Genomic DNA, 13,765 nt, shown 5'->3' with positions numbered 1-13,765 from the left:
ATTAAATGTATATTTGATATTCATAAAATGCAATCTAAAAATTTCTTTCTGGCTGTATTTAACCGTGGGAGTTGTAGTATGTCTATAAATATTAAGGAATTATGATTATTCCGCTTGCTGGCACGTGATTTGATAAACCTATTCATCGTGGCAACAAGACGAGTTGGTAGAGAAGACGGAGAATAGGCTTGTCATTTTTAAATATGCAACATTATTCCAGTTGTATCTGGAAGTTTTGGATGCGGTTTTGTATGATAACGCCAATTAAGACCCAACAGAACGACGTGACCCCATTATTGTGGTCTATGGAAGGTGCCTTATGATTCAATCGAGGGTAGAAAACGGATTATTTGCAGGATTCGATATTGGCAGCGAGGCCGTTCATTACGCCGTGCTGAACTGCCGGCAGGAAGTTGTTTATTCCCCGACGCCGATTAAGCATTTCGCCAATCCCATTGCTGCCCTCCGGCAGGCCTGGCAGGATATCTGTGCTCAGATGGAACCGAGCCGGATTATCAACACCGCCTTTACCGGCAGCGGGGCACTCTTATTGAAGGATGCGATTGCGGGGATCACGTTTGATTATGAAAGTGTGGCCATTCCGTATGGGGCGACAGTGATTGCCCCCCAGACGGCGTATATCTTTCATATCGGCGCCAAGGATGCCTATTTCTTTCATCTGAAGACTATTCAGGGCCGGATGACGATAATCGAATGCCGTCCCAGCAGCAAGTGCGGCGGAGGCTCCGGAACCCTGCTGGCCAAACAATGCAAACGGCTTTTGGATGCTGAAGTAGGGGAGCAGGAAGAATCCAACCCGCAGGCCCGATATGCTCGGATGTATGCCCTGGCCGAAGAAAAAGCCCGCCAGGCCCAGGCCCCCAGCGAATTTCTGGCCCGATGCGGGATTGTGATTCAGTCTGACTTGATTCACAAGCAAAACGAAGGTGTCCATAAAGAAGACAATCTCGCCGGTTTGTTCCGAACCACGGCACGCAATTACATGATAGACGTCTTGGGCAATCGCCAGCTGATTCCGCAGCAGGCCATCGGAACCGGTGGGGTCTTCCATAATTTGCTGATTAAGGCTGAACTGGAAAAGGCTATTGGCCTGACGATTCAGCGGCCCGAGTATTTTGAAAATATCGGGGCAATCGGCATTGCCCGCAAAGGCATGGACGCATTGCAATACTATGTGCTGGACGTCAAGGATCTGGATGCGGTTGCCGAACAGGGCCGTAATCGCCGCAGTTTTGCCCCGGCGCTGAGTTCCCATCTGCATCTGATTCACGAAGTCTCTCCCGCTGCCGATCAGCCGATTGCCTCGGGAACCGAAGTGGTTATCGGTATTGATGGCGGCAGTACTACGACCAAATGTGCAATGGTTCGGCTTGACGGTACGCTGCTGGATAAATTGTATATCAAGACCAACGGTGACCCGGAACATTCGCTGAAAGAGGTTCTGCGTTATCTGAGCCGGCACCGTGACCGCGTCATTGTGCGGGGCATCGGCGCCACAGGCTCGGCCCGAAAACTCTACGAAAAGCTTCTGCTTAGCCGCAAGAAGGCTGACCAGATTCGCCAACAGGGCAAGATTCCCGCGGATCGCATTACCGACGAGATTACCTGTCATGCCCTCGGTGTCCGTCACTACGACAAGCGTGTTGATACGATTTTTGAAATCGGCGGCCAGGACATGAAATATACGGTCTTCAACAAAGACGGCAGTGTCCGCGATGCCAAGATGAATTTCAGTTGTCAGGCCGGCTGCGGCCAGACGCTCGAGAACATGGCCGATTTAATTGGTCTGGATGTTCGAACGACCCTGCAGGAGTATGCCCTGCGGGCCACGCGGGTTCCGATTATTGATTCGACCTGCGGGGTATTCATGGAAATGGATGAGACTCGGCTGATTTCCGAAGGCTTTACCAAGGAAGAAATCGCCGCCGCAATCGTTCGCGGGACCGCGGCCAGTTATTATCATAAATTCGTCGGCGGAGCCCAGAACACCGGCTTGGTCTGTTCAGCTCAGGGCGGGCCGGCACTGGGTAAGGCGTTTCTGGCGGCGCTGGCACAGGTGGCCAACAAGGAGATCTATGCCTATCCGCACCGTGAAATATTCGGGGCCTGGGGGGCGGCGCTGGATGTGCTGTCTCATATTCATCAGATGAGCCGGAACGGTGTTGCCTGTGATACGGCGTTTCGCGGATGGGACCTGGTGACAATGGAATTCTGCAAATCGCGTCGGAAATGCAAAGAGGTTGTGGACCGAAGCTGCGATATGCGGGATTGTGTTCTGGATGTATTTTCCATTGATAATGAAACAATTCTCAGCGGCGGATTCTGCCCCAAAGGCAATTCGGAAAACCGTGAAAAACCGCGAACCAATTATGTCGATGTCTTTCATTCGATTTTCGACACACATTTCCGCCGATATGGTCTTCTGCTGGCTGATCTTGACGGCAAATCCGCCCCGGATAAAACCGTGGGTATCCGCCGGGCGACGTCAACCATTGCCGAAAAAGGCATCTGGTCTGCGGCGCTGCTGGCTCGGCTCGGTTTTGTGCCGGTGGCGTCCCCGGTCAGCAATCCAGCGATTGCCCGGCAGGGTGTGGACCATTCCAAGACCGATTTCTGCATTGCCCGCAAGCTGGTGACCGGCCACGCTATGCTGCTGATGAATCATCCCGGGATTCGCTATCAGTTTAACCCGACTTTTGTCGAGCATTTTCAGAAGGACAGTATTTCGCTGAAATACTGCATCTACACAGAATCCGAGGCGTTTATTCTGAACGATGACTTGTCGATAGACCCGCAAAAACAGTTTAGTCCGGTGTTGCAGTTCAACAGCGGTCCTATCCTGGTGGAAAATATCGACAAGGACCTGCGCAGCAAAGGTTATCGGTTCTCGCGGCGTCAGATCCGCGACGCCATTGAAGCTGCTGACGCCGCGGAAAAAGCATTTCTTGAAGACCTCTACGCTCGCGGCGACAGCTTTCTTGAAAAAACCAAAGATCGTATCGCTTATCTGGGCATTGGACGGGATTATGTGGTGCTGGACCCGGAAGCCAGTTCCTATGCCGGGGCCATGTTTTCGCAGACACGAGGGCTGGATTTTATCCCGCAGATTTTCCTGCGGCATCGTTTTGCGGCCCTGAGCCAGGACTTGAAACAGACCGAATACTGGTGCGAAAGCATTGACATTTTGCGTGCCCACCGGTATGTGGCGTCGCGGTCGGGATTATATCCGATTCGTCTGATGAATTTCGGCTGCGGCCCGGACAGCATGAAAATCTATCAGGAAGAACGCATTCATCTGGCTGACGGCAAGCCGATGCTGACATTGTTAACCGATGCACAGACCAACAATGCCCCGTTCCTAACCCGAACCGAAGCCTTTGAGCGTGTGGTGCATTGCCATTATCTTAAGGAGCATGGACATGACCGAAATAACGACCCCCAATTGCATCGCAGGACGGACATGGTTGATCCCCTTCATGGGAATCGGCAGCCGCGTCGCGGCAGCGTGCCTGCGTCATTTTAATATTGAAGCCATTGTGCTGCCGACTAATACCCGGCAAGGTTATGAACTTGCCCGCAAGCATATTCACACCGAAGTCTGCCACCCCCTCAAGGGTGTGGTAGGCGACTTGCTGGGATTTTTAGCCCAGGAAACACAGCGTTATGGCCGGGAGGCGGTCACAAGCCGCTATGTGTTTATCCTGCCGACAACCGATGGCCCATGCCGTTTTGGCAAATATCGGGAGACGGTGCGTTTTTTTCTTGATGATGAAGGGTATGCGGATTTGCCCATCGCCGGCCCGACGACCCAAACCGATTACCTGGATATCCTCAGCGGCAAATATACTGCTGCCGATCAAATAAGGATACAAAAGCTGCTGCTGCGGGGACTGATTGCCAGCGACCTGCTGGATGATATTACGCTTCGCTACCGGCCGTATTGTCCCAAAGACCAGATCGAACAGCTCAAGGAGTCCCGACTGACGGAATTGGAACAATGTCTCGTGCGGGGCTGCGATGTCAGGGAGCTGGTTGTCTGGGGACAGGAGACGGTTCGTCAGTTCAGCCGATTTCAAACTGGCGAGCGTTTCCCGCTGGTGCTTTATTCCGGCGAGATTTATATGCGGATGCATGACCCCTTCACCCATAACGTGATTGAAAAACTCGAAGAGAATCGTCTCGAAGTCGTCCGCTGTTCCATGATCGAGTGGGTTGATTATATCAACTGTGCCAATCTGCTGCAAACGCGTCGTCGTATCACAACAGCTCTCAAGACATTCGATTGGCGTGACGTTGTCGGCGGTCTTGCTGTCTGGACCAAACTCACGTTCAAATACGCCTATATCCGACATGTCCGCAATCGGATCTCGGAGCCTTTCCATGAGGTTCTTGAAGGCAGGCATCCATTCCCGCCGATGATGACCCTGCTCAAGACCATTGAAAATGCCGGGGAATTCCACAGTGCCATCAGCGGCGAATCTATCCTCGGAGTGGGTATGGTCTATGTCCTCCTGCACGGCCTGTCCGGCGGGCACGGACGCGGCATCTCTGGCATCTTCCATGTCGGGCCGTTTACCTGCATGCACGAAGGTGTCGTCACCGCCAAAAGCGAAGGCATGATCCGCCGGTGGAGAAAACAGCACCCGGATATCGTTTTTCCGGTGATTGATGCCTACTTTGGCGACTCTCCCAATCCCAATCTGGACGCCGAAATCGCTATCTTCCGCGAACAGTGCTACCAGAAGCAGCACTTTGCCGCTCAGCGGCCGGAAGTGGCCTCCGTCGGCTAACCCCCGCGGCGTGATTGTTCATACAGATGTGTCTCAAGGCCGGGGCCTGTGTCCCGGCCTTTTTTTGTGGATACAAATTAGATATACAATTGTAGTCTGTTGAGTATGCAATCATTGTATGTTTAAACTTTTTCTCTCCGGCGTGCTCCTTTTTCTGTGTAATCGTAATTCATTTAAATATATAGCCTTATGGTGATTCTGTGTCCTGGCACGTTGTTTGTTCATATCCTTTCACAGAGATGAAAAAGTCAAGAATACAGGAAAAGAAAACAAGAAAGGATGTGTAAAATGACGTGGACATGGTTGACCGTATTGAGCATGGTACTGATTGGAATGATCATGGCTATCGGAATCGCAACAGAGACGACACGCATGCAGAATAGGAAGATGGTTCGGTCTTAAAAGCAGATATATGAATCAATCCCGGCTGGGAGGATGAAAATGAAAACAGCACATGTCAAAAAAAGATTTCATTCAGGTCTCTTTCTCATCGTTGGCACGATGTTCTGCGGCTGCTCTCAGGATTTTATCGAACAAACAGAATATCAAATCAGGAAATGCAAAGAAGATGAAATTGCACCCCATTATCAAAAAGACCAAAACAGCGAATACTGGGATTGCAGCCCATCGAAAGGTGATGGAGGATTCAAAAAGATACAGATTGATTCCGGTCGATTCCCATCCATTCATCCATAAATCAATCATTGTTCATACCTGCGTGTTTGGGTCACAGTGAGATAAAAAAAGGGTTACAGCATGAAAAAGACGATGGCAGCAGGTCTATTTACGGTGTTGGTGATGATTGCCGCCTGTTCAGTGAATAAGGTCATACAGGCTCAGGACAAGAAATCGGTCAAACCACTGCGGGTGGGGGTGTACGATTCCCGTTGTGTTGCGGTGGTCTGTTTCTCTTGCGAATGGTGGAATGCCCAGGTCCGCGAAAAGAGGAAAGAGATGGAGGCAGCAAAGGCGGCAGGGGATGAGCAGAAAGTCAAGGAGCTTGAACAATGGGGCATCCAGAATCAGCAAAAGGCACATCTGATGGGCTTTGGCACTGCCCCGGTCAAACCATGGCTTGCTCCCGTGGAAAAGGAATTGGCGACAGTAGCTCAGCAGGCCGGAGTCGATATTATTGTCAGCAAATGGCAGATTGATTATCAGGTCGATGGTGCCCAGTGCGTGGATGTTACCGATGCGATTGTGGCCCTGTATAAACCCAGCAAAAAAACATTGAAAACAGTTGAGGCGATCAAAAAGACAAAACCGATTTCCGAAGAAGAAATCTTGAAAATGAAGGATTAATCGTGGTAACCATAGACCATTCAACTAAGATATTGGATATGCAGGATAAACAGACAATCCAAACCATAATAGGCTGGCTGGCCGAAACACCTGTGCCGGCGTATCCCGAACCCATTCAACGTTATTTTGACCATTACGGACTGGACTGGTTTGATGTCCGGCACCGCTTCGGGTGGTTTTCCAGCCGCGGACTGAAACTGGCTGGGCATCTCTGGATGCCATCAGCCTGCAAAGACCTCGTCATCGTTTTACACGGCTATATGAATCACACCGGCCAGATGAAGCATCTGATTGCCGGCCTGCTGGACGATGGCTTTGCGGTGGGGTCATTTGACCTGCCCGGACACGGACTGAGTGAAGGAAATCAGGCGCCAGCAGGAGCGTTAAAGGATTATACCCGGGCCTTACGGGACTTTGTAAAGGAAATCAAGCAGATACTGGATGCTGAATCATGCATGCTCAGGCCCCGGGGATTGCGGGCGGGACTGAGTTTCTATTCGGCCCCCGGCCAGCCCCCGGCCGATTCGCCTGTGAAAGTCCATTTTGTCGGATTCAGCACCGGGGCCACGGTGGGCCTTGACAGCCTGATTTCCGGGCCGGACGATCCGTTTGACAAAGTCGTCCTCGCCGCCCCCCTGATCCGCTGGCGGGGCTATACCCTCTCCAAGGCAACGTATGCCTTTTACCGGACGTTTACGGATCGGGTCCCGCGCCTGCCCCAGGCCAATTCCTCCGACCATGACTTTCTCTATTTTAACAGATATTGCGACCCCCTCCACATCCCCGTCGTCTCGCTTGATTGGGTCAAGTCGATTTTTGACTGGAACGACCACTTTACACGCATCCAGCCCGGCCCAAAAGCGCTGTTTATTTTGCAGGGAGATAGAGACACCACCGTGGATTGGCGGTATAATACCCACTTGCTGCGGGACAAATTCCCCGCCGCACAAATAGAGATCCTCCCGGCCGCAAAGCATGAGTTGTTTAATGAGGTTGCGGTATTACGGGATCAATGTATCGCAAAGGTGATTCACTATTTATCCAGTGAACCCGGAAATGCATGCAGGAGTCGTTAAATGATATCTATAATGCTGCTGGCGGTTCTCATTTTTCTTGGTATGATCTTTTTTACGATCCGCCATTGGGCCCGAAGTACAGTGTATTTCAAAGGTGCTTTTGTTTGCTGGCTGCTGGCTTTCTGGGGCTATATAGTCTGGGGTGTAGCTCAAATTGAAGGCTCTTGTTCTTCTACAGCCTGTATTGGTTATCTGTTTATCGGCACTTTTGCGACGTGGTTTTCCTGTGCGGTCTGGTGTGTGGTTTGGCTGTCTGGTTTTTTGTGTGTAAAAATAGTCAATAGAGTATCAAACAATCATCACTGTTCGGGATGAAGCGAACTTGAAATCATGAAAACAGAATCGTCCAAAATTGGTAATACATTCGGCTATATGAATACCACGCAGTTTCTCGGCGCGGCCAACGATAACCTGTTCAAAGGGCTGATGATTTTCTTATTAATCGGCAAACTCGGACAGGACAAGGCCTCTCAGGTCAGCTCGACCGCCGCGATGCTGTTTGTCATTCCGTTTTTACTGTTTACCCCGTTTGCCGGCGTCCTGGCCGACCGCTTCAGCAAAAGCCGGATTATCGTGCTGGTCAAGTTTGCCGAAATCGTGCTGATGGGGCTGGGCTGCCTGGCATTCTGGATGTCCAACACGGTCTTTTGTTATACCGTGCTGTTTTTGATGTGCACCCAGAGTGCCTTCTTTGGCCCAAGCAAATACGGCATCATCCCCGAGCTGGCCGCCCCGCAGCATTTGTCGCGGGCCAACGCCTACCTGGAAGGTATGACCTATCTGGCTATCGTGCTGGGCATGGCCGCCGCACCCGCACTGGCCCAGCTTACCGGCGAAAATTATCCCATGGCCGGCATCGGCTGTGTCGCTGTGGCTGTCGCGGGAACCCTTACCGCTTTACTGATCCGCAAAACCCCCGCCGGCGGACGATCCGGCAGTTCCCATCCGCTGTTTTTCGTGGAGGTCTGGCGAACCCTGCGGCTGGTCCGGCAGGATGTCGATCTGCTGGCATCGGTTTTCGCTGCGGCGGTTTTCATGTTTCTGGCCGGCTTTGCCCAGATTAATCTGATTCCGTATGGTATTGAGGTTTGCCAGTACAATGCGATCCAAAGCGGTTATCTGTTTGTGATTGCTGCCATCGGCATCGGCATCGGCTCCCTTTGGGCGGGCAGATTGTCGGGCCGGAGTCTGGAGGCCGGCATCATTCCCCTGGGAGCGTTGTTGTTTTCCATCGGTACGATATGGCTGGCTGCCGGCCCCTCCAAAATCTGGATTTTCGTTGCCATCTTTCTGATGGGCACCGGTGCCGGCTTATACATCGTCCCGGTCCAGACCTTTATCCAGATTCGAGCTGACCGTGCCCTGTTGGGACGTATTATCGCCGCCTCCAACTCGCTGGGCTGGGTGGGGGTTGCGCTGGCCTCGGGCGTTGTGAGCCTGCTGGCCGGAATGCTCAACATGTCCGCTGCATCTCTGTTTATCGTCCTGTCGTGTCTGGGAATCCTGACGTTTCTGGTAACCTTGTATTACCTGCGGGAATATGTCTTTCGTTTCGTCCTGTCGATTCCCATTCGCATGATCTATCGATTGCGTGTCTTCGGCGAAGAACATCTGCCCATCGAAGGGGGGGCGCTGCTGGTGTCCAACCATGTCTCGTGGATGGATGGGCTGGTTCTCAGCGCTGTCCAGCATCGGCGCATCCGCTTCCTTGTGGATCGCCCCATCTACGAAAGCCGCCGTCTGCACTGGTTTTTCCGCTTTATCAAGGCCATTCCCATCAGTGCCGCCGACGGCCCGCGCCAGCTTGTCGAATCCCTCAACAAGGCCCGCCAGGCCATTGAAGACGGTTACCTCGTATGCATTTTTGCTGAAGGTTATCTGACCCGCACGGGCCATCTGGGATCGTTCCGGCCCGGCCTGGAGCGCATTATCAAAGCCACCGATTGCTCCGTCATCCCCGTTTATTTGGACGGCCTGTGGGACTCCATTACCAGTTATCGTTACGGCAAGCTGTTTTGTCGCAGGCCCCGCCTGCTTGAATACCCCGTCAGCGTGCATTTTGGTGTTCCCATGCCCGCCGATTCCACCGCCCGCAAGATTCGTCAGGCGGTTCTGGAATTATCCTGTGACTGGCTTGAATCCCGCAAATATCATCGCCTGTCGCTGGCCCAGACCTTTGTCAAAGTTGCCCGCCGCAATTGGAAACGGCTCTGTATGACCGACACCACCGGTAAGAAGCTGACCTACGGCCAGGCCCTGATTGCCGTAATCCTCTTGGCCGAACGCTGCCGGAGTATTCTCAAAAATCAGCAGAACATCGGTATCCTGATGCCGCCCAGTGTTGGCGGGGCAATTGCCAATGTTGCCATAGGTTTGCTGCGAAAGACGGCAGTCAACCTGAACTATACCGTTGCTCAGTCGGACCGTCAGACGGCAATTGACGAATGCGGTATTCGAACGGTGATTACGTCGCGGGCATTCCTTGAAAAACTGGATTTGCCTGCCGAAGATCCCAAATATGTTTTTCTCGAAGACCTCACTGCCGGCATCACCCGTCGTGACAAACGGAATGCTGTTTTGAAGGCCATTCTGATTCCCGCCCGCTGGATGGGCGGATTCCGAAAAGTTGATCCTGACCAGACCGCTGCGATTTTGTATTCCTCGGGCAGCTCCACTCGTCCCAAAGGCGTCATGCTCAGTCAGCATAATCTGCTGTCCAATATGGAAGCGGTGCGAATGATCTTTAAATTCGACAGGACGGTTCGTCTGTGCGGGATTCTGCCGTTTTTCCATTCCTTCGGCCTCAATACCGCCATGTGGCTGCCGATTCTGTCGGAGGTCTCGGTCCATTTTGTCCCCAATCCGCTCGATGGCCGGCTGGTTGGTCAGACCGTCAGCCAGTATCAATGCACGATGCTGTTCGGTACGCCGACGTTTTTGCTGACCTACCTCCGTCGCTGCGAACGCGAAGATTTCCGCAGCATTCAGCATTTTATCGTCGGGGCTGAAAAGATGAAACAGTCACTGGCCGACAGCTTCGAAAATTATTTCGGTATCCGTCCACTCGAAGGTTATGGTGCTACGGAATTATCACCGCTGGTGTCGGTCAATGTGCCGGATGTGGAAATAGACGGCTGTCGCCAGCAGGGTACACAAGCCGGTTCTGTTGGCAGACCGATCCCCGGCCTGGCTACCCGTGTGATCGATCCCGATACCGGGCAGCCGGTCGAGCCGGGGCGGCAGGGGGTTCTGTGGGTTAAAGGGGCCAGCGTCATGAAGGGTTATCTTAACGCCCCCGACAAGACCGCCGAAGTCATTCAGGACGGCTGGTATAACACCGGCGATATCGTAACGATCGACGACGAGGGCTTTATTACGATTACCGACCGCCTTGGCCGCTTCAGCAAAATCGGCGGCGAGATGATTTCCCATACAGCCATTGAGGAAGTCTGTCAGAAGGAACTCCAGATTCAGGACCGTGCCGTGGCCGTAACCAGTATTCCGGATGAGAAAAAAGGTGAACAGATTGTGGTCTTATATGTCCAGTCGATGGTCGATGGCCAGCACCTGTGGGATATCCTGTGTCGAGGCAATTTGCCAAATCTGGCCAAACCCAGACGGGACAACCTGATTGCAGTCGATTCTATCCCTACACTTGGCTCCGGTAAGCTGGACATCCGCAAAATCCGAACTATCGCAATTGATTACAAACAAGTCAAAGTATAAAGGAAAACGCAAGATGCCGTTTGAGGGACTGATGATTTTGTTTGGACTGTGTTTTGCTCTCCTTGGACCGATTGGATTTATGATTGCTTTAGTCTGCCTGGGCAGGCTCGGCACCCTCAGCCGGGAATTGGAAAACCTCAAAGCCCAACTCCGGGGTCTGGGTGTTCGTCAGGATAATCCGCCCTCCTCATCTCCGCCTCCGTCCATCCCTGTTGAGCCGGTTTTGCCGCCGATTGGGCCTGTGACTATCCAGCCGGCTCCCCAACAAGACACATCCCCGGTTCCAGCCGAGCCAGAGACAATCCATATTCGCATTCAGCAGTATGCAAAACCGCAACCTCAGCCGGCAGCCGAGCCGATGATGCCTGTGGCCCCCGGGCCTGCAGAACCGCAGCAGGTTATTCGCAAAGAGCTGGAACAGCAGATCGGTACCCAGTGGATTCTGGTTGCCGGCATTGTCTGTGTCATTGCTGCTGTGGGTTTTAGCCTTAAGCATGCTATCGATAAAGCCTGGCTGGGACCCTGGGCCCGCGTCAGTGCCGTCGCCGCGGGCGGAATCGTGGCCTTTGTAATTGGTGAAATCACTCGCCGCCGAGGCTATGAAGTCGTAGCCAAAGGGGTCAGCGCCATGGGCTTTGCCCTGCTCTATGCCGCCGTGTTTTGGGCCTACCGGGGATATCACCTGGTTGACAGCATCCCGGCCTTTGCCGCTGCAATTGTCATCACCTTTGCAGCCATGGCCTATGCGGTCCTGCTTAATGAAGTGCTGGTGGCCATACTGTCGCTGCTGGGCGGTTTTGCCACACCGCTGTTTCTGTCCACGGGCCAGAACCTGCCGCATCATCTGTTCGGCTATGTGCTGATACTGAGTCTGGGTGCAACGGGCTGTGCCTTTTTCCGCCGCTGGCGTGCGGTGAACCTGCTGGCATTTGTTGGCACTTTCCTGCTGTATATCCTGTGGTTCGAAAAATTCACCCGGCCCATCTTGAGCTTTACTCAAGCCCATCCCAGCCGCCTGCTGATTGCCGGGCTATGGCTGGGTGCATTCTTTGTGGTGTATCTGGTCATGCCGCTGCTGTATGGCTGGGTCAAACAAACCGTCACGCGAGGCGAAGACCTCCTGCTGCCCTGTGCAGCCGGGACCATCACCTTTTATTACCTGTGGACAATGCTCGAAAAATTGTTCCGCCCGGAACTGGCCCTTTGTACCGCAGCCCTGGGTACGGCCTATTGGGTCGCCGCGGTCATTTCCCGGACTCGCTGCAAACAGGATCAAAACGTATGGTCAGCGATGGGCATCGCCGGTACCGCATTTCTGACCGCAGCCCTGCCTCTGTATTTGAAGACCTATGCCCTCGTCATCGGCTGGACGGTCGAATCCTTGATTCTCATTGCCGCCGGGATTTTCTATGCTGGTGTCTGGATGCAGGGTATGGGATTGCTGGCGATGGGATTAAGTCTGGTCGGACTGTTCTTTCTGCCATCGCAGGATATCTCGTTCACTCCCGTCTTCAACGGTATCTTTGGGACATGGCTGTGTGCAGCCGCCGGGATTCTGGCCAGCCATATCGTCTATCGCCGTAATGCATCCCGAAAGCCCGAGTATCCCACCCTGAGTGACATTGTCTTCATCATTGCTGTTGTCGTTTTTATCACTGCCTGCGGGCTGGAATGGAATGCCTATTGCGACAAGACCTTCAGCGATGCACAGGCCAGCGAATTGTTCACCAAAGGCTTGCTGTGTATTGTGGTTTTCTTTAGCATTGTTCTTACGCTGGGCGGCCTGATCTATCAGAGTACCTTGATTTGCGGAGCCGGGTTGATCGTATTGGCAGCAAGTGTAGCCGGCCTGCTGGCAATCTTCGGCCATGCCGGCGACTATCGCCCCATCCTCAATGCCCATTTCGGCACATGGCTGTGCGTGGGGCTGGGTGCCGCGATTCAGCATCTGCTTTATCGCTATTGGAAAACCCCCGATCCCGACCGCTACGCCTTGCAATCGCAATGGCTCTATATCATCGCCGCCTCCGTGCTGTTGGGCACCGGGGTTCTCGAATGGCATCGCTACTGGAGCCATCAGGAAATTACGGACTTACTGCTTGACACACGAACCCTGCAGGCATTTCTGCTGGCAGCAGCTGTCTTTATTATTGCCGTCGTATCCCGTCCCGTCTGTCCGGCCGGTCTGATATGCAGATCAGCTGCGGTTCTGGTTGCCGTCGTTGGCGTCATTGCTGCTATCGCCAATCTTGATACACTGTATTACACACCATTTCGGTTTGTATGGAACGGCTCATTTGCCGTACAGGCGGCCGTGGTTGCAGCCCTCTTCATCGCCGCCATACAGTTTCGAAAACACCATCGCATCGAAGGACTTGCCCCCACATGGTACCAGTGTTTCGGCCTGGCCGGAGTGGTTACTCTCTGGGCGATTCTCAGCGAACAGGTATTTGTTTATTGGTATTGCCTGGACCAGTATGGCCCTGGATTGCTCAATTGGAAGTTCAAGGCCCACATGAGCCTGTCGCTGCTGTGGGCGGCCTATGGTGCGGTTCTGCTGATGGTGGGCTTTAACCGCCGGATTGCTCTGCTGCGATTTATGGCCCTGGGCCTGTTCGGAATCCTGCTGGCCAAGATATTCCTGCTGGATATGAGTGAAGTCAAGAGCATCTACCGTATCACGGCCTTTTTCGCCACAGGTCTGACACTGGTCGGCGTGTCCTATTTCTATCAATATCTCCGTAAGCAGGGGTTCTTTGACCGCCATGCGGAAGCTCCCGTTGCCGGGCCGACCGAGAAATCGTAAACACAAGATCGTAAAGTAGTCCAGAGAGTTGATCCTGCCTTGCT

Annotated in this window: 8 protein-coding genes; all 8 read left to right on the top strand. The window is 53.1% G+C overall.

Translation table 11 applies throughout. The features are described 5' to 3' along the window. The first annotated feature begins 319 nt into the window (after window positions 1–319). The 8 genes from ACQ9LF_RS00380 to ACQ9LF_RS00345 all read left to right on the top strand — a co-directional run bounded on the left by ACQ9LF_RS00380 (window position 320) and on the right by ACQ9LF_RS00345 (window position 13,721). A complete protein-coding gene (locus tag ACQ9LF_RS00380; protein ID WP_462487377.1) occupies window positions 320–3,544 on the top strand; it encodes a BadF/BadG/BcrA/BcrD ATPase family protein in 3,225 nt (1,074 codons plus the stop codon). Then, window positions 3,441–4,811 carry a hypothetical protein gene (locus tag ACQ9LF_RS00375; RefSeq protein ID WP_462487376.1) on the top strand — a complete coding sequence of 457 codons (1,371 nt, stop codon included), beginning with the start codon at window positions 3,441–3,443 and terminating at the stop codon, window positions 4,809–4,811. Before ACQ9LF_RS00380 ends, ACQ9LF_RS00375 begins: the two co-directional genes overlap by 104 nt. Window positions 4,812–5,246: 435 nt before the next feature. Continuing rightward, complete coding sequence (locus ACQ9LF_RS00370) at window positions 5,247–5,507, top strand: hypothetical protein (RefSeq protein ID WP_462487375.1); 261 nt, start codon at window positions 5,247–5,249, stop codon at window positions 5,505–5,507. 60 nt (window positions 5,508–5,567) lie between these two features. Beyond that, a complete protein-coding gene (locus ACQ9LF_RS00365) occupies window positions 5,568–6,113 on the top strand; it encodes a hypothetical protein (RefSeq protein WP_462487374.1) in 546 nt (181 codons plus the stop codon). A gap of 2 nt (window positions 6,114–6,115) precedes the next feature. Then, a complete protein-coding gene (locus tag ACQ9LF_RS00360) occupies window positions 6,116–7,189 on the top strand; it encodes an alpha/beta hydrolase (protein WP_462487373.1) in 1,074 nt (357 codons plus the stop codon). 12 nt (window positions 7,190–7,201) lie between these two features. Further along, on the top strand, window positions 7,202–7,504 hold the full coding sequence (locus ACQ9LF_RS00355; protein ID WP_462487372.1) for a hypothetical protein: 303 nt from the start codon (window positions 7,202–7,204) through the stop codon (window positions 7,502–7,504). A gap of 15 nt (window positions 7,505–7,519) precedes the next feature. Next, a complete protein-coding gene (locus ACQ9LF_RS00350; protein ID WP_462487371.1) occupies window positions 7,520–10,915 on the top strand; it encodes an acyl-[ACP]--phospholipid O-acyltransferase in 3,396 nt (1,131 codons plus the stop codon). Window positions 10,916–10,928: 13 nt separating this feature from the next. Beyond that, on the top strand, window positions 10,929–13,721 hold the full coding sequence (locus ACQ9LF_RS00345; RefSeq protein WP_462487370.1) for a DUF2339 domain-containing protein: 2,793 nt from the start codon (window positions 10,929–10,931) through the stop codon (window positions 13,719–13,721). Window positions 13,722–13,765: the final 44 nt, after the last annotated feature.

The organism is Anaeroglomus insulsum (assembly GCF_050689095.1).
GTDB classification, from domain to species: Bacteria; Planctomycetota; Phycisphaerae; order Sedimentisphaerales; family Anaerohalosphaeraceae; genus Anaeroglomus; species Anaeroglomus insulsum.
Note: the sequence above shows the minus strand (reverse complement) of the source record. Positions and strands in the feature narration are given on the sequence as shown.